This window comes from Cyanobium sp. FACHB-13342, assembly GCF_014697415.1.
GTDB lineage: Bacteria > Cyanobacteriota > Cyanobacteriia > PCC-6307 > Cyanobiaceae > Cyanobium_A.
Genome location: NZ_JACJRT010000006.1, coordinates 1 through 20,054 on the forward strand (window position 1 = coordinate 1; position 20,054 = coordinate 20,054).

Annotated in this window: 17 protein-coding genes and 1 pseudogene; all 18 read left to right on the top strand. The window is 52.2% G+C overall.

From position 1 onward, the window contains the following. On the top strand, positions 1 to 702 hold a 702-nt coding region (locus tag H6G16_RS03165; protein ID WP_190388880.1), incomplete at its 5' end, for a GDP-mannose 4,6-dehydratase. Further along, a pseudogene (locus H6G16_RS03170) lies at positions 699 to 1,679 on the top strand (GDP-L-fucose synthase). The gene H6G16_RS03165 and the pseudogene H6G16_RS03170, both read left to right, overlap by 4 nt. Positions 1,680 to 2,013: 334 nt before the next feature. Beyond that, entirely contained in the window at positions 2,014 to 2,511 is a 498-nt protein-coding gene (locus H6G16_RS13255) for an acyltransferase (RefSeq protein ID WP_347238772.1), read from the top strand. A gap of 594 nt (positions 2,512 to 3,105) precedes the next feature. Beyond that, entirely contained in the window at positions 3,106 to 3,528 is a 423-nt protein-coding gene (locus tag H6G16_RS12950) for a leucine zipper domain-containing protein (protein WP_277874968.1), read from the top strand. A 45-nt stretch (positions 3,529 to 3,573) separates the two neighbouring features. Continuing rightward, positions 3,574 to 4,062 carry an integrase core domain-containing protein gene (locus H6G16_RS12955; protein WP_347238773.1) on the top strand — a complete coding sequence of 163 codons (489 nt, stop codon included), beginning with the start codon at positions 3,574 to 3,576 and terminating at the stop codon, positions 4,060 to 4,062. Between the two features lie 95 nt (positions 4,063 to 4,157). Next, positions 4,158 to 4,349, top strand: a complete 192-nt coding sequence (locus H6G16_RS03185; protein ID WP_190388882.1) for a hypothetical protein — start codon at positions 4,158 to 4,160, stop codon at positions 4,347 to 4,349. 346 nt (positions 4,350 to 4,695) lie between these two features. Beyond that, positions 4,696 to 6,396, top strand: coding sequence for an ABC transporter ATP-binding protein (locus H6G16_RS03190; RefSeq protein ID WP_242036147.1), 1,701 nt, complete (start codon positions 4,696 to 4,698; stop codon positions 6,394 to 6,396). 529 nt (positions 6,397 to 6,925) lie between these two features. Then, positions 6,926 to 8,026 (top strand): polysaccharide pyruvyl transferase family protein, encoded by a 1,101-nt coding sequence (locus H6G16_RS03195; protein ID WP_190388883.1) that lies wholly within the window; start codon positions 6,926 to 6,928, stop codon positions 8,024 to 8,026. Between the two features lie 2 nt (positions 8,027 to 8,028). Then, on the top strand, positions 8,029 to 8,964 hold the full coding sequence (locus H6G16_RS03200; protein WP_190388884.1) for a hypothetical protein: 936 nt from the start codon (positions 8,029 to 8,031) through the stop codon (positions 8,962 to 8,964). Next, complete coding sequence (locus tag H6G16_RS03205; protein ID WP_190388885.1) at positions 8,961 to 10,061, top strand: N-acetylneuraminate synthase family protein; 1,101 nt, start codon at positions 8,961 to 8,963, stop codon at positions 10,059 to 10,061. The genes H6G16_RS03200 and H6G16_RS03205 overlap by 4 nt, the downstream gene beginning before the upstream one ends. A 3-nt stretch (positions 10,062 to 10,064) precedes the next feature. After that, positions 10,065 to 10,760, top strand: a complete 696-nt coding sequence (locus H6G16_RS03210) for an NTP transferase domain-containing protein (RefSeq protein WP_190388886.1) — start codon at positions 10,065 to 10,067, stop codon at positions 10,758 to 10,760. Beyond that, on the top strand, positions 10,757 to 12,199 hold the full coding sequence (locus tag H6G16_RS03215; protein ID WP_190388887.1) for a hypothetical protein: 1,443 nt from the start codon (positions 10,757 to 10,759) through the stop codon (positions 12,197 to 12,199). The genes H6G16_RS03210 and H6G16_RS03215 overlap by 4 nt, the downstream gene beginning before the upstream one ends. Before the next feature lie 26 nt (positions 12,200 to 12,225). Next, positions 12,226 to 12,549 (top strand): Uma2 family endonuclease, encoded by a 324-nt coding sequence (locus H6G16_RS03220; protein ID WP_190388966.1) that lies wholly within the window; start codon positions 12,226 to 12,228, stop codon positions 12,547 to 12,549. Between the two features lie 869 nt (positions 12,550 to 13,418). Then, positions 13,419 to 14,654 carry a glycosyltransferase family 4 protein gene (locus tag H6G16_RS03225; RefSeq protein ID WP_190388888.1) on the top strand — a complete coding sequence of 412 codons (1,236 nt, stop codon included), beginning with the start codon at positions 13,419 to 13,421 and terminating at the stop codon, positions 14,652 to 14,654. A 115-nt stretch (positions 14,655 to 14,769) separates the two neighbouring features. Next, positions 14,770 to 15,561 (top strand): glycosyltransferase, encoded by a 792-nt coding sequence (locus tag H6G16_RS03230; RefSeq protein WP_190388889.1) that lies wholly within the window; start codon positions 14,770 to 14,772, stop codon positions 15,559 to 15,561. Between the two features lie 1,924 nt (positions 15,562 to 17,485). Next, positions 17,486 to 17,962, top strand: coding sequence for a DapH/DapD/GlmU-related protein (locus H6G16_RS13260; protein WP_199289134.1), 477 nt, complete (start codon positions 17,486 to 17,488; stop codon positions 17,960 to 17,962). A 284-nt stretch (positions 17,963 to 18,246) separates the two neighbouring features. Beyond that, the gene (locus H6G16_RS03245; protein WP_190388892.1) at positions 18,247 to 19,062 is read left to right on the top strand and encodes a glycosyltransferase family 2 protein; all 816 of its coding nucleotides are present in this window, start codon (positions 18,247 to 18,249) and stop codon (positions 19,060 to 19,062) included. Between the two features lie 52 nt (positions 19,063 to 19,114). Beyond that, entirely contained in the window at positions 19,115 to 20,053 is a 939-nt protein-coding gene (locus tag H6G16_RS03250; RefSeq protein WP_190388893.1) for a hypothetical protein, read from the top strand. Position 20,054 lies beyond the last annotated feature (1 nt).

Consider the following 20,054-nt stretch of genomic DNA (forward strand, 5'->3'; position numbering starts at 1 on the left):
CAGAAGGAAACCACGCCCTTCTATCCGCGCAGCCCCTACGGGGTGGCCAAGCTCTACGCCTACTGGATCACGGTGAACTACCGCGAGGCCTACGGCATGTATGCCTGCAACGGCATCCTGTTCAACCACGAATCCCCGCGACGCGGGGAAACGTTTGTGACGCGCAAAATCACACGGGGGCTGGCGCGCATCAACGAGGGCCTGGAGGACTGCCTCTACATGGGCAACCTCGATTCGCTGCGCGACTGGGGCCACGCCCGCGACTACGTGGAGATGCAGTGGCGGATGCTGCAGCAACCCGGCACCCCGGAAGACTTCGTGATCGCCACGGGCCGGCAGGAATCGGTGCGCCGCTTCATTGAGCTCACGGCCTTGGAGCTGGGCTGGGGAGCCCTCACCTGGGAGGGCAGCGGCGTGCAGGAAACGGGGCGCCGCAGCAGCGGCGAGGTGGTGGTGCGGATCGACCCGCGCTACTTCCGCCCCGCTGAGGTGGAAACGCTGCTCGGCGATCCCACGAAGGCGCGCGAGAAACTGGGCTGGACGCCCACCACCACCCTCGAAGAGCTGGTAGCCGAGATGGTGACGGCGGATCGAGAAGAAGCCCGCAAGGAGGCGATCCTGCGGCTGAAGGGCTTCAACGTGGTGGGCTCAATGGAGAACCCGCCCACCAATCCCTCTGCCGTGGCCGCTGCCCAACCATGAGTGCGCTGATCACCACGACCGACCGGATCTTCGTGGCCAGCCACCGCGGCATGGCGGGCAGCGCCATCGGCCGGGCGCTGCAGCGCGCCGGTTATGGCGATCTAGCCTAGGGGGGTGCCCTCCTCACCGCCCCGCGCGCTGAGATCGATCTTCGTGATGCCCAGGCGGTGCAGCGCTGGTTTGCCGAACACCAACCCACCGTGGTGGTGCTGGCGGCGGCGAAGGTGGGCGGCATCCATGCCAACGCCACCTACCCGGCCGATTTCCTGCTCGACAACCTCAAGATCCAAACCGCCGTGATCGAAACGGCCTTGCGCAGCGGGGTGCGGCGGCTGCTGTTTCTGGGCAGCAGCTGCATTTACCCCAAATTCGCCGAGCAGCCGATCCGGGAGGAGGCCCTGCTCACTGGGCCGCTGGAAGCGACTAATGAGTGGTATGCCGTCGCCAAGATCGCCGGCCTCAAGCTCTGTGCGGCGCTGCGGCAGCAGCAGGGCTTTGATGCGATCAGCTTAATGCCCACCAACCTCTACGGCCCGGGCGACAACTACCACCCCGAAAACAGCCACGTGTTGCCGGCCCTGATCCGCCGCTTCTGCGAGGCGGCCGACGCCGGCGCCCCCGCGGTGACCTGCTGGCGAACGGGCACCCCCCTCCGGGAATTTCTGCATGTGGACGATCTGGGCGAGGCCTGCGTGTTTGCTCTGGAGCACTGGCAGCCCGGCCCCGACGAGCTGCAACACCTCAATGTGGGCACGGGGGTGGATCTGACGATCCGGGAGCTGGGGGACGCGGTGGCTGCGGCCACGGGCTATTCGGGCACGATCCACTGGGATGCCAGCAAACCCGACGGCACCCCGGAGAAACAGCTGGACGTGAGCCGGTTGGCGGCCTTGGGCTGGCGCGCCCGGATTCTCCTGGCGGAGGGCCTGGCCAGCACTGTGGCTCAGTTCAAGGGCAACTCAGCCCAAAAACAATAAGGAATTGAATATAAAGCTTGGCATCACCAGCCGCGTTGCCCCAGGCCATGTGAGAGATGCACAATGCCGAGGACTCCAATCGGCAAACAGGTGTGCAAAGACGGTGCTGGCCCTCAACGCCGTGCGCATAGCCGACTAGAACAACTCTTATCCAGATCAGCTCATAGTAGACAAGCCTAGAACAAGGAGGCAGATGTAGTCAGGGAGCCTAGCCGAGCTCTCTCCATTCACAGCGGCGATGAGTTAATTTACACAAAACTAGCTTTAGCTGAGTAAAATCAGGCGACACACTAGCCAAAAACTGCATTTTAACATGCGTCACTTAATACTCTCAGTGCTCAAGCAACAGCGCTTACTCGTCAAGCATTACTACACTTGGCGAGTTAAGCGATCCGCTAAAGCCTGCGGGGAAAATTTAAAAGTTAACGGCAAGTCTTCAATAACCAAAAACACTTGGCTTGGCAATAATGTTAATTTCAACGGAATAATGATAACCGGTGGGGGCAAAGTTGTTATAGGCAATAATTTTCATTCTGGGCCAGAATGCCTAATGATTGCCCAAAACCATAATTTTGACACTGGCACGAAAATCCCGTACGACAATACATACATTTATAAAGATATTATTATCGAAGATCAAGTTTGGCTGGGAAGTCGAGTTATTGTTCTAGGCGGAGTCACTATTGGCGAGGGCGCGGTTATTCAAGCGGGGAGCGTAGTAGTCAAAGATATACCGAAATATGCCGTAGCCGGTGGCCATCCTTGCCAAGTTTTCAAATACCGTGATATTCAGCATTACAATTGCTTAAAAGCGCAAAGCGCATTTCACTAAGCCAAACCATGGCCGCCTGGACAAACCCAGGAAGCTTGATTGGAAATTAATTCGCAATAACTTAGCCCGTTAGCCGCGACAAAATCAGAACGAATTAAGGCTTAAATCCATCGGTCAGCTATTAGAGTTATGTAGACATGAAGCTTTTGCCATGACGTATCTTCGCGGGGAGAGCAATTCAAGCTGTATGACGTCTCCTCAACTTCGTCATAAACCAGTGCTAAATTGGGAGAAACATCACCGATAGCTCTTGCTTTTAGAAGAGTAATCTAATGCTTCGTCCTATCCGACCATAGTCATCGGCGGGTTCAATATTGATTGCCGCGCATGACTTGCTTGCAATTAAACATTGCCGCGCCCCATCAATAAAGCATAGTGATTGCGAATTAACGAACATACATTGGCAATGTGATCGATCAGCGCTAACAGATGCAGGCACGACAACTGGACGCCACTTCAGCAAAAATGCCAAATGCAGAGTCAAGAGCAAAGAACATGCTTAGATGTTCTGTCTCAGCAAGTTGTTCAGTAGCCAATGAGGTGTGAGGTCGCTACCGGTTGAGGTGTCACCGCCCAACCGAGACCTCACGTCCCATGCATACACACGCCAATGCCCGTCTGACGCAGAAGGGCAGGCTGCGATTGGCTTCTCAACACCTCAACGACCATCGCCCCCTGGCAGAACTGGCCGCAGAAGCAGGGATTTCACTGCGCTGTGCCTACAAGTGGCTGGCCCGCTACCGCTCAGGTGGACCACCCTCGCTGGCGGATCGACGCAGTGTTCGCCACAACCAGCGGCGGACGCTCGATCCGAACCGCCTCCAGCGCGCCGTGGAGCTGCGCCATCAGCGGCTGCACCTGCGTCATATCGCCCGGCCGCTGGTTGCACCCTTCTCCACCGTGTCCAGGAGCCTGAACCGCTTAGGCCTGGGGCGATTGCGGAACCTGGAGCCCAAACCTGTGGCGAAGCGTTATGAGCGCCAGACGCCGGGCGACCTGATTCACATCGACGTCTAGCCGAAGGCTTCTGCGAAGCAGTGGAAGCTGGCCCGCTTCCGCAAGGTGGGTCACCGCATCACCGGCAACCGGCAGCAGGGCCGTTCCACAGGCGTCGGCTACGACCGGGTCCACGTGGCCATCGACGACGCCACGCGGCTCGCCTATGTGGAGGTTCTTGCTGATGAGCAGCAAGCCACTGCGATCGGCTTCCTGAGCCGCTCCGTGGCCTGGTTCAACGGCCAGGGCGTCGAGTGCCGTCAGGTGATGAGCGACAACGGTTCGGCCTACATCTCCAAGGCCTTTGCCAAGGCCTGCAGCGTCCTCAAGCTCAAGCACATCCGCACCAGGCCCTACACGCCTCGCACGAACGGCAAGGCCGAGCGGTTTATCCAGACCCTGTGCAAGGAATGGGCCTATGCCATGCCGTTCGAGAACTCCCAGGAGCGGAACCCCTGGCTACCCCGTTACCTGTCGATCTATAACCGGATCAGGAAACACTCAGCCCTCGGCAGCCGATCCCCTCAGCAGCGGCTCAACGGGCTGCTCTGCTGATCAACGTGGTGAGACACAAAAGCTTAGGGAGGCTCTGGGAAACCCAAGCCTTCCGCGCGACAATGGTGCCTTGACCGCAGGCTAGGACTGAGGTGATGGGCGGCAAACAGCTCGGCTTCTCGGATTACGAGCTCACCACCGCCAAGAAGCAGACCAAACGCGAGAAGTTTCTCGCTTTCCAAAAGAGCCGTCTACGTGGCCTGGCCAAGAAGCGCTGCAAGATCCATGTGCTGTCAGCACTGACGAATCTATTCCTTGCCCGTCGCCGGCTGCTGACAGCAGAATGAGCATGGGGATAGTGTACCCAATCACCTCAATTCAGGCTCAGCTGCCATTCAGACGAGGGTGAAATGAGCAGATAGAGCCATCGGGACATGGCCTCAGAGTTACGTGGAGGCAAGAAACAGACCTGTCGAGCTCAGGCAGCCCTCAAGCCTCTGTTACCCAGAGATTCCTTACCATCCCCAAGCACTAAAGTCTCGAGGACTCTTATCGCAATCTAATATCGGATCAATTTTTATGCATGAGAGAAAAACAAGAACACAGCCCCCATCGACCCGCACACTGCTGCTAGGCATCTGGAGCCATCTAAGCTGGCGCCGGCGCATCCAGCTGGGCTTGCTTCTGGTGGTAATGCTAGCCAGTGGCGTGGCGGAGCTGGTGTCGCTGGGGGCTGTACTGCCGTTTCTGGCGGTGCTCAGCGACCCCGAACGGTTGTGGCAACAACCTCTAGTAAATGCGCTGTTCAGCCGGGCGGGCTTCACAGGGGGAAGGGAACTTCTGATACCCGCCACGCTGGCGTTTGCGGCGGCGGCGGTGCTGGCGGCGCTGATCCGGCTGGCGAACCTGTGGCTGAATGGCCGGCTCGCGGCGGCGGTGGGCTCCGACCTGAGCTGTGAGGCCTACCGGCGCACGCTGTATCAGCCCTATCGGATGCATGTACAGCGCAACAGCGCGGGTGTGATTACGGGCACCACCACCCAAATCGGTGGCACAGTGGCTGCGCTCACGGCGCTGCTGCAGCTGGTGACGGCGGCGGTGGTGGCGCTGGGGCTGCTGGCGGGCCTACTGCTGATTGATTGGGCGGTGGCGCTGGGGGCGTCGGCGCTGTTTGCCAGTGTGTATGGGCTGCTGGCAATAACGACCCGCCGGGAGCTGCAGCGCAACAGTCAGTGGATTGCGGCCGCGGCCAAACAGCAAATCAAGGCGCTGCAGGAGGGGCTGGGGGCGATCCGCGATGTGCTGCTGGATGGCAACCAGCCCACCTATGTGGCGATCTACCGGCAGGCGGATAGGCCGCAGCGCCAGCTGCAGGCCAAGAACCAGTTCCTGGGTGCGTTTCCGCGCTATGCAATGGAGGCGCTGGGGATGGTGGCGATTGCTCTGATGGGCGGGCTACTGGTGCTGCAGAAGGGGACGGGCGGCGCCACTATCCCGTTGCTAGGGGCACTGGCCCTCGGCGCCCAACGGCTACTGCCATCGCTGCAGCAGGTGTACAGCGGCTGGGCGGTACTGAAAGGTGCCAACGCAAACATCGCGGCTGTGCTGGCAATGCTTAACCAACCCCTGGAGCCAATAGTGCGCGTAAATGAACCAATGCCGCTGCGTGCGGGTATACGTCTGGAGGGAGTGCACTTCCGCTACGGCCCGGGGCAGCCAGAGGTGTTGCGGGGGGTGGAGTTGGAGATCCGCCGCGGCGAGCGGATTGGCTTGATCGGCACCACCGGCAGCGGCAAGAGCACCACGGTGGACCTGCTGATGGGCCTGCTAGAACCAACGTGTGGAAGGGTGCTGGTGGATGGGGCGGATCTGCATGATCCAGCTCATCCCGAGAGACTGGCGGCCTGGCGGGCAGCAATTGCCCATGTGCCACAGAGCATCTACCTGGCCGACACCTCGGTTGCCGAAAACATCGCCTTTGGCGTGGCACGCCAGCGGATCGACCTAGCCCGCGTGCAGCAGGCGGGCGAGCAGGCCCAGATCGCCAGCTTCATTGAGGCCAGCCCGGAGGGTTACGGGAGCTTGGTGGGCGAGCGGGGCATTCGCCTCAGCGGCGGCCAGCGCCAACGCATCGGCATTGCCCGGGCGCTGTATAAGCAGGCGCGAGTGCTGGTGTTAGATGAGGCAACTAGTGCGCTTGATACAGACACTGAACAGGCATTGATCGACGCGGTGAACGCGTTGAGCGAGGAGCTGACAATCGTGATGATTGCTCACCGGTTGACCACGGTGCAACGCTGTGATCGGGTAATTCGCTTGGAGCAGGGGACGGTGGTGGATGACGGGGTTCCGGAGCAGGTGTTGGCAAGGGAGCGGAGCACGCGCAGGCAGTGATCCAACCGTGATCTGTTTTGATAACATGAAATTGGTGAGTTTTAGCACTCACTCTGGTCACAAGTTGATCGCGACCTCTTACTTAGGAGCCATCGCTATGGCCGACCAGGCACTTAATGTGCCACATGACGAACTGATGAATCTGCGACACGCGCCCAAACTCAAACCAAGGCTCTATCATTCTAAAAATGCAATCATCCTTAAACATACTCAACATCGCCAACCCAACATCTTGCATCGAACTCTAATAACGTTAGCCTAACATTCTCTGTTAAAATACGGTGAGCTTGGTCGCCACGCCAGGCAGCGGTAAAAAATAACACTTGACTTAGTCCTTGGCCTGCTCGAAGCCAAAGAAAGCAAGCTAGAAGTTGAAAGCCCAGGCAACACCTAACACAACAAACGCGTTCAGAATCAAGCCATTGGGTATGTGCCTCAGCAGATCTATCTTGTCGATGCCATCATGACTGACAAGATCGCCTCTGGCTTAGACGCAAAAGACACCAAACAAAACCACATGAAGGCCTAAATGTACACAATCGCCAACATCCGCCCTCTTGGCTACAACGTCGGGAATCATGCCATTCATTTTGCTCTGCGACATATGCTTTACGAGACCTTTGGAAGGCTGGTGTCGATCATCGATTACCCCGCCACCAGCAAACATGAGTGCACTACAAAGGCTGGGTTGACTCCTGCCACTGTGCATGAGATCAACCGGTTTGCCGATGGGGTCATCGTCGGCGGTGGAAATCTTTATGAAAACGATGAAATAGCTGTTGATGCACGAGCGCTTGCGGCGCTGAAGCCGCCCTTGATGTTGTTCTCTAATTCGCGTGGACGGATTTATGACAGGCATGGGCAATTGTCAGACCGGTCAGATGTGATTCCAGATGCCAAGCTTACAGCACTTCTGAGGCGAGCAGATATATCTATGTCACGCGATAGTGCCACACAAGGATATTTACAATGTATTGATGCTCGCGAGCTAATTGGGTGGTGTCCAACAATCAACATGAACCGCTATGCGAATAATTTGCCTGAGTTGCCTGAAAACGAGGATGTTGGCGCATTGATTTCAGTGCGCACTCCACAGTTAATGAATGTACCCTACAGATATCAGAGCCGGATTCAATCGCATATCGAAAGTGCTATCGATGCGCTACGATCAGCCGGACATAAGCGCATCCGTATCTTATGCAATGACAGCCGCGATCTTGATTTTGCAACTGCATTTCGCTATACAAAGCAAGTTGATTCTGTATACACCAATGATGTTTATCAATATTTGGCATTATTGAGAGCAGCCCAGATGGTAGTCAGCTATCGACTACATGCATCACTTCCAGCAATTTCATTCGGAACACCAACAGTGAATATCGTTTATGACGAACGGGCGGATTCCCTTTTTGATGATCTTGGGCTGACCTCAGCGCGATTAAATTTAGTAGAATTGGGTGATAGATTTGTTGAATCACTAACCAAGTCAATAAGCTTGGGAGGATACGGGCCTCAACAACATGCGCAGCTGAAGACAGATTGGCAGGCGAAAACTGATATACAGTTCGATCACATGACTAACTTCAAGAGATTGATGGAAAACTATCTTAAGACGGGATTACGTTCGTGATAATGGCAAATCCTTCCTCTCTGGTGGTATTTCATGTCCAGGCAGGAAGCCGCATCGGCATGGGACATCTGTCTCGATCGCGGGCGATCATAGGGATGTTGCAGGTTATGGGTTTTAATTGCACTTTGTATCTAGATTCTGATGCTCAGGGTGCAGCAAAAGCTCGCGCATTGGGCCTAGAGCCGATAGATGCACTTCCGGCAGCTCCGTCCGCATTGGTGATCGATGCAATCACTCTGGATCGCATGCAGGCTGATGTATTGCAGAGCTATGCTCCGCGGATTCTGATCTCGCCAGTCTTTAATCGTGTAGATATCATCAGCCATGCACTGGTCCGCTCTGCTCCTTTTGGCTTGCTCGATAATCTGCCGGATGGAGCAACGCTGCATATCAAGACAGATTACGCCTTTGCCACTGCCCATGGCCTACATCTGCGTAAACTAGATTTTTCAAAGTTGGAAATCGGTCTTTGTTTGTCAGGGGGAGTGGACTCTATGGAGCCAAACACTGTGTTGTCTGTACTTGATGCCTTGCCACAGGTGGCCGGGGTTAAAGTGATTGATCCTCGTAGCCTGCCCCCAGTCAAAACCGATTTGCATCACGTATTGCACGCTGATCGACCATGGGATTTACTACAAGGCATAAATGTGTTTGTTGGCGGTGATGGAGTAATGCTCGCAGAGGCTATTGCTCAAGGATTGCCAACAATCTCTCTAAGTACGCCATCAGGTAATGCCAAGAATATAGGGCTAGTGAAGAGTGGTGCGTTGCGGATAATCGAACGTCACATTTACATGCAATATGCACTGTCGACTCTGCTGGACGATAGAGAAGAGTTGGAAGCGATGCACAGTGCAGCACTTAAACTGAACGGCGCGGCACGTTCCACTCGTCTCGCAGAAGATATCCGAACAATCCTTGAGGAGAAATCCCAATGACAAAAGCCCCCGAAATTATCGCTGAGGCCGGAAGCAACCACAATGGTGATCCTGACCGCGCCTGTGCCCTAATTGATCTAGCTGCGCGGGTAGGAGCTAGTTCGGTTAAGTTCCAGTTCATCCTGGCTAAGGGCCTCTATTTGGATGATTTCTATGATGGTAAAGGTTATGTGCCCAACCCCGTTTTCGACCAGCGTAGGTCTGAAGAGTTGTCCGAGGGCGATTGGAGACACATTTGGGACCATGCCAAAGCGAAGGGTATCCCTGTATCGGCGTCGGTCTTCTGCCAGGAAGGATTAGCTCTGCTGAGGCGGTTGGGCGCGCCATATGTCAAGATTGCCTCGACGGATCTGACGAATCACGCGTTGATCGAGAAGGCTTGTACCTTTTTCGATCGGGTTATCGTCTCAACTGGGATGGCAACGCTCGCTGAAATCGACACAATGTTGCGTTGTGTGCGTGCGTCACATCCGAAGACTGACCTACAGCTGATGCATTGCGTCTCAGCCTATCCGTGCCCGCTAGAAGATGCGAATACTCAGCGCTTAGGAATGCTCAAGCGAGCCTTCGGGCTTCCTGTGGGTTACTCAGACCATACGGGCGACAACATTTCCGCGGCTATGGCATTGATGCAGGGAGCCGATTTCTTTGAGAAGCATTTTACAACAGACCAGCGCCTGCCTGGTTTCGATCATCGTCATGCGTTGGATGGGTTGGGTCTAGAAAATTATGTTCGCACCCTGACTGCTGCCACTGCCTCGCTCAGTCGCCCCGCTAATCACCTGTCAGACCGCGAGCAGGTCACACGCATCCGTGCGCGAAGGGGGGTCTATGCAGCGCGCGATTTGCCGGCAGGCCATTTACTACGCCCGGAGGATCTACTATTCGTAAGGCCTAGCACTGAGTTCACCGTCACTGATCCGGCGGTTCTAGTTGGTAAGCGACTGGAAGTCGATGTTGCTCGACATGCCGCACTTGGCCCATCTCACGCTGTGAAGGTCGTGGAGTCGAGGTGGCAGGCTGCCAAGGACTATTGGGGTCGAGAAATGTCAGAAAAAGGCATGAGCATGTCTGAATCTGCGGAAAAAGCTGACTAAGCCATGCATCGTGCAGTCTTTGTCTATGCGCGTAACGATTCTAAGCGTCTACCTGGCAAGGCACTGATAGCTCTAGGTTCTGGCGGCCCACTTTTGAGCATAGTCCTGAACCGCGCCCGCATGGTTGGGGCCGAGTCCTGCGCCCTTGTGACTTCGAATCGAGGAGTAGATGACGGGCTGGCTGAAATGGGCGCAGCTCTTGGAGTTCAGGTGGTGCGTGGAGATGCTGTCAATCTTGTTCGGCGTACCATTCAAGCCATACATGCCACAGGGGCGTCGCATTTCCTGCGAGTGAATGGTGATTCGCCTTTTTTCTCACCGCGTCTGGCACAGCAGGCAATGACTCATCTGAATCGTGCCGTACTAATCAGTAATCTTTTTGAGCGCCGTTTCCCTTACGGCGTGGCCGTGGAATGGGTAGCTGCCTCAGCTTATCAAGCACTAGCCTCCAGCGCGGATGATGCTGAGTGTGAACATGTCACTGCCCATCTTTACCGGAAGCGTGCCGAGCTTTCTCTACTATCGATGACTCAGGCTAGAGACGATAGCAAGCTTCAACTAACTATTGATACAATAGCTGATCATAAGCGGCTCACCGCGTTGTTGGGACAAGCCGACCCAGTGCAAGCTGAATACTGGAATCTATATGGCATACCAGTTCCTCAGCCATTACTTAATCTACTCAAAGAAAATAGATGAACTGGCTTCAGAGAATATTACTTGCTTTGCATTATGAGCCAGAAGTTTGGGCTGCATATCTTTTGGGCCAGATGTTTAATGAACGTGCTTCCGGAATTCCGCCTAAACCACGTTACTCAGGGTTGCCGCTACGTCTGGTTGCATATACTCGTGAATTGATAAGGTCTGTTCGGTTTAAATTGTCAGCTCGTGAGCATCCTTCGGTAGATGTACTCGTAATAGCACAGACCGCCAACCAAGCAAGTTCATTGGCTACAACAGTAAAGCATCTTCGCAGCCAAGGTGTTTCTGTTCACGCCGTGACTAGTGGCCATAGTGCAATTACCATATTAGAAAGGTTTGCATGTGATGAACATGAATGGATAACACTTAGCCCAGTTGGTGTGTTAAAAGTTGCTTTACTAACGATAATTCGAACGCCGGTTATATGGTGGCATCTAGCAGGCAAAGATCAAAGGCTGGGGCAGTGGTTCTTAGATGAGTTTCTGCGCTGTCATATCTATCTAGTCTATTTCGATAAGAAGCTGGCCACAATAAACCCGCGACTTATTCTGGTGAGCAATGATCACAATACGCCCCAGAGATGTTTGCTAGCACTGGCAAGAGTAAAAGGCATCAAAACAGCTTATCTGCAGCATGCCTCTGTTTCACAGTTATTTCCAGCTCTCGTTTTTGATTACAGTCTTCTTGATGGAGAAAAGGCAATGCATACTTATATCAAATGCGAATCAAATAAGCCTGATATCGCAGCAAAACCGAATCAAAGGCATCTGTTCTTGACAGGCCAGAAGAAATCTATTCATCGCTCCAAAGAAGTATCGTCCAATACTGTTGGATTGGCCATTAAACCATTAGATAACATGCAGGATGTGATGAAGATTGCTACTGCGATTAGTCAAGCCGGATATCCAGTGCTGTTGCGTTGGCACCCTGCGATGAGCAGGGAAAAAGCCGATGAGTTTCGTAAAGCATGCTCATCGAATCCATCCGTCACATTTAGCGAACCATTACTTGAGCCAGTCGGTAATTTTTTAGCGCAGCTTGTCGTGCTTGTTGCGGCCAATAGCAGCATTCACCTAGAGGCTGCAGTTGCGGGCTTAGTGCCCATTTATTTTGAAATCTCGCCTGTAAGCACACGGGATTACTACGGCTTTGTGAAAAATGGGTTGAGCGCCGAAGCCAAAGATATAGATGCTATCATTCACTTGATTGGCGAAGTAATTGCTGGTCATCGCAAAATAGATTCGATAGCAGTGCAGACTTACAGCGCTACTTACGACACGGAGTGGGAAGGCCGGGAAGGTGAATTAGCTGGCAGCATTATTAAAGATCTTCTAGATGGCATCGAGCCTGCAGATTGCTGGGGCTATGCGGGCGTGCTGGGATCGGTGATAAGCCAGAAGATCGACGCTATGGAATCCCAGGAATCCAGAAATTGACCTACCCAACCATCCAGCTTCTACTTATGGAAGCGGCTTCCGCTTGCCAAAGGTTTCGGTTCGCAGCCCGGATAAACGCCACGTCTTTCCGTCGCTCTATCCCCGACCTAGTGGTGAATCTGGCCAGCTCCAGTGATGAGGGTCCACCGGGAGTGACTGCATTGCGCAAGAAGATGGCCGCCTATCAAGGCAATGGCGCCAGGCTGGTCTGGCTGCTGCCACACGCGCAGGCCGAGGAGGTAAGGCTCGCCAATGGCGAACCGCAACAGCTGGAGCAGGGTCCCGTGCTGGAGGCCAGCGCGGAGTTCCCCGGGCTGCAGTTGCAGCTGGCTGAGATTTGCATCGGGTGAGGTCTGGGCTCGATGACGTTAGTGATCCGGTGCTGTTTGTAAAGCTCACACCCACTCGCCAACCGCTAGGGCTTCCATGCCAAACAGCAGGTGCCTGAGAATTCACCAACGACAACCCCAAAAGACCTGCTTGAGAGCTGAACAGTTCGGCACCCCTACAAGTTGATTACTCTTCAACACCACATTTTGCGAACTGCAGCCCATCCTCCATCAAGCCCAGAAGCCTCAGATGGTGCGTGCCACGAGCAATACATTGATGACGCAGGAGGCCGCTCAACATTGCATGCAACTGGGCAAGGGGGGCCATGAATCGACCCTACATTGAAACGCAAATTCACGAAGTTAATTATAAGAACTGTGCTGCAGCCTGGAGGATCTGCTGACCCCGCATGCTGGGCCCGTCTTCGGTGCAGCCAAGGTGGTGGAACACGAGGGGCCGCATTTTGTGAGTTGCAGCGTGTCGGCTATCTTCCCGCCCAGCCCAATAAAAATGTAGCCATAATAGCAGCTTTTCGGGATCACTGGCGAAATTACCTGCTCCAGCCTTGTCAGCTTTAAGGGCAGATTTGGTTCCAGAGAGGATCAACAGGCTATCGTCGCTAAGATACTCAAGAAATAGGGCGTAGGCGGTGAGGACCTTCAAGGGCTGATTGCAGCAGTTGTTGGCCAACTCGGCAAGCGATCCGCTGGAATAGGAGGATAACGCATTGCAAAACAGATTGTGGATAGGATTTTAGATTTCCTTGTTGAAGGCGCTTGCAGACCCCTTTGAATCGGGGAAGGATGCCAGGCACAATCGCGTTCAACAGCACGATATGTTCCATTGACATCATATATTTTGTCGTTCTATTATGGCCGCCAGTTAATCGATGAAGATTCTACACATCGCAGCTGGGGAGCTCTCTGGTGGGGCGGCCAAAGGCTCGTATCTTCTCCACCAGGCGCAGTGCAAAATAGGTGTAAATTCAAAGCTTCTTATCTCCGGCGGTGATTCCTACGGTGATGAATCGGTAATCGCCCTCACGGCTTGCTCGCAGCACAAGCGCATCGAGCTTGCGCTGAGTCAGCGAATTGGGAACCTCCCTTTAAGCCTTTATCGGAGGCGTAGGCCCTGGATATTTAATACGGGCCTAGCTGGAATTGATTTCACTCGCTTGCCCGATTACAAAAGTGCGGACTTAGTCCATTTGCACTGGATCAATGGGCTTGTGGCAATACCTTCTCTGCAGAAGGTCAAAAAGCCGATCGTCTGGACGATGCGTGACATGTGGCCCCTCACCGGTGGCTGCCACTATTCGATGGAGTGCAACCGCTATCAAGAAGGCTGTGGCAAATGCCCACAGCTACAGAGCAGATCATATTTTGACATATCGCGCTTCACTGTCTCCATGAAACGGAGATGCCTGCCTGCCAAACTACAACCTGTTGGCATCAGCTTTTGGCTTAGTAATGCGGCATCTTCGTCGGCTGTGTTTGCTAATCACTCAGTACGGACAATCAGCAATAATATTGATACGCGTGTATTTGCCCCTACAGACCAAGGCACTGCCAGATCACTGCTTAGCTTGCCATCTGCTAACAAGATCATTCTTATTGGAGCCCAGAAGCTAACAGATTTTTATAAAGGATTTGATCTTTTTCTAGATGCCATCCGATACCTTGCAAGAGATGACATCCATGTAGTCACCTTCGGCCATGCCGCAAAGGCAGCAATGGCTTCCATTTTGATCCCACAAATCCACCTTGGCTTCTTGGCGGATTCAATCTCTCTGCGGCTTGCCTACAGCGCTGCCGATCTCTTTGTTGCGCCATCCCGGATGGAGGCCTTCGGCAAGACGCTAGCTGAATCGTTGGCGTGTGGCACGCCCGCTGTCTGCTTCAATGCCACTGGACCGAGGGATATCGTTGATCACAAGCGCACTGGCTACAAGGCACAGCCTTTTGATGCCGCTGATCTTGCTAGAGGAATCGACTGGGTTTTGGGCCTTCCGCCTGACCACTATCAGGCCATGCGATCAGAATGCCGAGAAACCGCTCTAAAGCGGTTTGATTCACGGGTCATCGCTCGCCAGTATCTTAATCTTTACCAAGAGATTCTTGAGTGATTGCATCACTTGAATCTAGCCTATCCGCCCAGTTCTCCTGGTTAGTTCTTCATTATTTTCTGACATTGCTACAATTGCATTTATTTTCCCTGATCCTCACAGCACATAAAACATTGTGACGTCTAATCCAAATGGGTCATGCTTACTTTCCATTCTTACCACTACACGCAGTGACCCTAGGCTGGCGAGGTGCATCCGATCGACACTGCCCTTGCTGAATTATCTGAACTTTGAGCATATTATTCACGAAGGTGGCTCAACCTCAGAAGAAGCGGAACTTCTCATTAATTCTTATTCGCATATCCGTTATTCATGCTATCCAGATGCTGGCATATATGATGGAATGAATATATGCCTTTCTGCTGCACTCGGAGATTATTGTGTTACTCTTAACTCTGATGACACACTGATAGAAGATTCATTTCCATTTTTGAAGCTATTATTAGATTTGGACGAGGATGTCTTTTGTTTTGACGTTCTTGTCTGCGGTCCTTCACCTGGAGCGTCCTCGTTTCTGTTTTCAAGTATATTATCTGCTCGTTTATCGCTAGTTCATCTTTCGCTGGGGATGGCCTATCCCCATCCAGGATTTATTTCTAAAACTAGCCTCGCTAAGCTAGTCAAATTTAATACTAATGCCGGAGTCCAGGCGGATTTGTTGTTTATATATAATATGCTTTCAATGCTCGCTCGTCGCCCGACGTTTCTGATCGGAATCCCCCTGCAGCGCTTTGAGCTGGGTGGGGCTAGTTGCAAACAAATTGGCCTAATAGCCTCCAATCCTCACATTCAAGGCTTACATCTAGTGTTTCTTAGTAGCTTGCCGCTACGAAGCAAGCTCATAGGCATACCCATAAAACTGCTTCAATCACTCTTTTATATTATTAAGCAACTGATGCCATCATAGCCTCACAGACTTAAATTAATGCAAAGGCTGCCAAGCATTATCCGCCTCGGGGTCCCGATAATCATTAGCAGCTGTAACTCTGTACCTCAAGGCATTTAGCCATAATAAGTGTTCATTTAAGATAGCAGACAGGATCGCCAAGCATCGCAGACTTCTGCCTGCCATAAACCCATAAGAGCCGTTTAATTTTTTTTGAGGGTTTTATCATAGCCTCTCTAAAGTGCGTCATGCGAACAATTTGTCGTTCAGATATTAAGCTTAGTGCAATAGTCTGGTTCGATTACTAAGCATCTCCGTTTCTCCATCCTTGCCTTTGGAATTACCCCGGTTCGTTGGAGAGGCGTGAAGCTTTAGCAATTTTAGTGTATAAGTTTTGACAAACTGCTGCTCATAGTCGATAGAGCTAAGGCAGCCTATTGTCGAGTGATAAAGCTTGTGACTGCAGTAACTCTCTATCTATAAGACAAACTTGCTGATCTAGTGCTGGGGGGTTGTTCAAGATCTCGCCTTCGTCATCGAGAGGCAATTCAAGTTTGAGGGTGGAGAAGAAGCTCTCCACCGCTGCGCTTGACACTGTGGTATGAAGTGGGTGATGTCACTGGCCCTACAGCGGTTAGGGGCTGATAGGTTGCAATCCTGCTAAGGCAAGTTCTTTGCGATTCCAGCGGCATTGGTGTTTATGTTGCGGGATGGCCTACCCCCGAACACCAACCTCACTGAAGCAGAGCTCTACAGCCTCCTAGCTTTGCTGCGCCGTAACCCTGCCTTATCTTTGTCCTTGGACATTGATGGACAGCCTGAGCCTCATGACGTGAGCCCCATAACCTTCCTACGAAATCAGAGCAAACACACTTGAATTATAAAGCGGTTTATTTGGAAAGTACATATTGCAACGAGGCTGTATTATTTGCACCCTTGCAGCTTCTTGTTTTCTGCCCATTATGACTGCCGAAAACAATAGTAAGCCAGTCCGCAACCTAACCGTCTTCTATCTTTGCTACAACCAATGGGATATCATAACAGAATCACTGCTTAATCTAGCATCCGGCCTGTCAAGCGACATCATATCTTCAGTCAGAGTGTTCATCTGCGACGATTGCTCGTCTCGCGATAAAAGCAAAGATCTCTTATTCAGCCTTAATTGCTATCCCAAGCTCGAAGTTAGGATTTACCGAAATAGCAATAATCTCGGCCCAGGCCCTTCACGGAATTATCTTTTAAGCATTTGCAATTCCAGCCACTTCTGTTTTGTGGATGGAGATGATGCAATATCGGCACCTGCGATCCATGAGTTCTTTAATGCCCCTGCTGATTTTGAGATATATCAATTTCCCATAATATTAGGTAGCAGATTCATTTCAACAGCTGTTTCGACTCCAAATTCATCATATTTGCATTGGCTGTATCCACGGTGGGGCTTATGCACTGGAAGACAAAAATTATTATTCACATCGTGCTCAAGAATAATCTCTAGTAGTTTTGCACGGAAATATTCTTATTGCTATGGCACATCTCGGAGATATGAAGATATTTTGCCGTACGCAATCTGCTCTATTTATGCAGGCTCAATTAGAATCTGCCTCGAGCCTCTGATCCGGGCAAGGGTATCCCTCACGTCAGGGTCAAGATCTGTAAAGCTTGCATTCTATAGATATCTGTTGGAGTCTTTGCGAAGCCTCTGGACTTTCGATTTTCCCTCTACTTCATTTATTTTTCTAACCAGCTTAACGCTGCAGTCTGTTAGGTCTGTATCGTTTTCCTATCTCCGTTCCCTTTTCCATAGACAATTTACTGCGATTAGTCGAAAATGAAGAATGTCGCATTTTTTAGATACTCGCTATTTGACTATGTCAGTTTAGCTTTAAATATACTCCTCAGCAAGTTGCTATACCCACGCTCACGCCTAATACGATTCCCCTTTTATGTGCGTGGATTTGCTCAGATTGAATTCGGGAAAAACCTGACGACTGGTCGTTTTTGTCGCATCGACGCACTTTGCTTATCTACAGTTTTACCTGAATTGCCTGTAAAAAAGCTCGTTTTTGGAGAGAACATTCAGATAGGTGATCGTGTCCACATTGCTGTTGCAGAAAAGATCATCATTGGAGATCACTGTCTGATTGCCAGTAATGTCTTCATATCTGACCATGATCATGGATCCACAGATCTAGACTCTATGTTAATCCCACCATCCGCGCGGGAACTCATCACGGCCCCCATCCAAATTGGTCATTCTTGCTGGTTAGGTCAGAATGTGTGCATTCTTAAGGGAGTGACACTCGGAGAGCACTGCATTGTTGCCGCAGGTGCTGTGGTGACACGTTCTTTTCCAGCTTTTTCCATTATTGGAGGTGTTCCCGCAAAAATCTTAAAATCCCCGCAAAAGATGCGGCCAAGCTAATTCTTGGCACATTTTCTACTCTTTCCTTGTTTGCTTGGAGCAGTTCTTAGCACGGTGACTTTCAGAAAAGGAATAACTCATTGCTGCTGATTAGGCAGCCTGCACCAACGATAGTCAAGGGGGATGCGTTAAGTTTATCTGGCGCCTGATTAATCCACACCACCTCGGGCTTTATCGGTTCCTGGATAATTTCCTTTTCGCATTTATAATGTTCTCTAGCTAGCTCACCTCAAGCCCTGAAGCTCATTGAGCCACTAGTCAATATCTTACTTATCTCTGCGCTGATGTCTATTCGAGTAAGCTTTTCTCTGGTTCTGTTCAGACATGTGTTGGGCGATATTAGCCCACTTCTGTCATCCATTGCGTCTCTTTCCCGTTTTCAGCCTCACCTTGGCATAGAGTTATGCATTTATAATGGCTCTGGCGCTAATTTTGCCGGGCCCACTTTTTCAGAGCTCCAAGCTTGTGTGCCTGGGGTAACACTCCTGTACGAAAAAGGGGGAAATATTGGGTTTGGCAGGGCGAATAACTTGAATTACCGCCAGGCTTCACTTTCCAATAATGATATCTTTATTGTAGCCAATCCTGATACATCTTTTGCTCCTTCTGACCTTGTTAGCCTTTTGGATTGGCTGATTTCCAAACCATCTGTTGCGTGTGTTGCTCCCCTTGTAATCGGAGCCGATGGAGCCTTACAGCACTCTGCTAAGCGAAACCCCACCGTTCTGTCCCTTGCCTTGGGGCGTTTCCCTTGTTTCGCAAGATTTCAATTCCTTCGGAGGTATGATGCTTGGCACAAGAATCTAGACAAAAATTATAAAACTGATTGCTTTAAAAGCCCTTATCTATCGGGTTGTTTTTTAATCATCCCTTCTCATTTTTACTCCGCAGTTGGCGGTTTTTGTCCTCGTTTCTTCCTCCATCTTGAGGATGCGGATTTGGTTAGAAGGCTTTCTTCGGTGGGTGAAACGCTGCACAATCCTATTGGCTCTATAACACATCGCTGGGCAAGGGGCTCCCATAAATCATTGACCCAATCGTTGCATCTACTCAGGTCGTGCATCACCTATTTTCGAATTTGGGGCTTTACCCTGCTTTAGTGCTTCTTCAATCCCCCTATTAGGCGGTACAACTTCTTGATTTTTCAAAGTAGTGCAAATCTCCTCGTCTGTATTGCCTCAACTTCACCTCTTCGGTGCAGCTACGCCAGCTGGCAACTCCTTCGTCGAGCTCGTGCGCGCTAACCCATGCCCATGGCCACTGTTTGGTTATTCGCGTGATCCCTCGAAGCAAGCAGAATGGATACATCGCGCTGACTTACACGATCCAAAATCTTTCAATCCACAAGGTGATCGAAGGTCATGCAAAAATGATCTGTGGATCAGCTTTGCGCCGATTTGGCTACTGGCCCCCTTTTTAGACCAGCTAACTGACAGCCACCCTGAGCGTTTGCAGGGTATTCGTGGCCTGATCGCCTGCTCATCCTCCTCGGTGATCACAAAGCGCTTTGCCTCTAATGGCTCTGATCGTGAGCTCGTGACCCGGCTCAGCGGTGCTGAAGATCAGCTGCTGGCCACTTGCCGCCGCTTGCAGGTGCCCTGCCATATCCTGCAGCCCACCCTTATCTACGGCCAAGCGGGGCCCTACAGCGATCGCAATCTCAGTAAGTTTCTTCAGATGCTCCGGCGGCTGCCCTGCTTACCCCTTCCTGCTGACTCCGGCCTGCGCCAGCCGATCCATGCCACCCAGCTCGCCGCCGTTGTGCTTCACATAGCTCAACAGATCAGTGCGACTGGCCGCGATCATTGCTTACCGGAACGCATCACCCTGGGTGGCGACACCACCCTCACCTACACAGCCATGATCAAGGCCCTGCAACAGTGCCAACCTCCGGGGGATCCTGCACGCCATTGCCACCTACTGCCCATCCCAAACCGCCTGTTCTTTTCCCTCGCTGCTCCCCTCTTGCTGCGGTCGCCCAAGGCCTTCGAAGCGGTGTTGCGCATAGGCGCCAACCTCTCTGGCTTCACCCCCGCCCACCAGCTACTGGGCCGTGAACCCCAGCCCTTTCCGGTGTTGCCGCTGGCCTGAT

Excerpts from the sequence above, each read along its gene's own strand:
- H6G16_RS03215 (WP_190388887.1), top strand. The coding sequence starts at position 10,757 with ATGAACTGGCTTCAGAGAATATTACTTGCTTTGCATTATGAGCCAGAA.
- H6G16_RS03210 (WP_190388886.1), top strand. The coding sequence starts at position 10,065 with ATGCATCGTGCAGTCTTTGTCTATGCGCGTAACGATTCTAAGCGTCTA.
- H6G16_RS12950 (WP_277874968.1), top strand. The coding sequence starts at position 3,106 with ATGCATACACACGCCAATGCCCGTCTGACGCAGAAGGGCAGGCTGCGA.
- H6G16_RS03185 (WP_190388882.1), top strand. The coding sequence starts at position 4,158 with ATGGGCGGCAAACAGCTCGGCTTCTCGGATTACGAGCTCACCACCGCC.
- H6G16_RS03220 (WP_190388966.1), top strand. The coding sequence starts at position 12,226 with ATGGAAGCGGCTTCCGCTTGCCAAAGGTTTCGGTTCGCAGCCCGGATA.
- H6G16_RS03245 (WP_190388892.1), top strand. The coding sequence starts at position 18,247 with ATGTCTATTCGAGTAAGCTTTTCTCTGGTTCTGTTCAGACATGTGTTG.
- H6G16_RS03195 (WP_190388883.1), top strand. The coding sequence starts at position 6,926 with ATGTACACAATCGCCAACATCCGCCCTCTTGGCTACAACGTCGGGAAT.
- H6G16_RS03200 (WP_190388884.1), top strand. The coding sequence starts at position 8,029 with ATGGCAAATCCTTCCTCTCTGGTGGTATTTCATGTCCAGGCAGGAAGC.
- H6G16_RS03190 (WP_242036147.1), top strand. The coding sequence starts at position 4,696 with ATGCTAGCCAGTGGCGTGGCGGAGCTGGTGTCGCTGGGGGCTGTACTG.
- H6G16_RS03225 (WP_190388888.1), top strand. The coding sequence starts at position 13,419 with ATGAAGATTCTACACATCGCAGCTGGGGAGCTCTCTGGTGGGGCGGCC.
- H6G16_RS03205 (WP_190388885.1), top strand. The coding sequence starts at position 8,961 with ATGACAAAAGCCCCCGAAATTATCGCTGAGGCCGGAAGCAACCACAAT.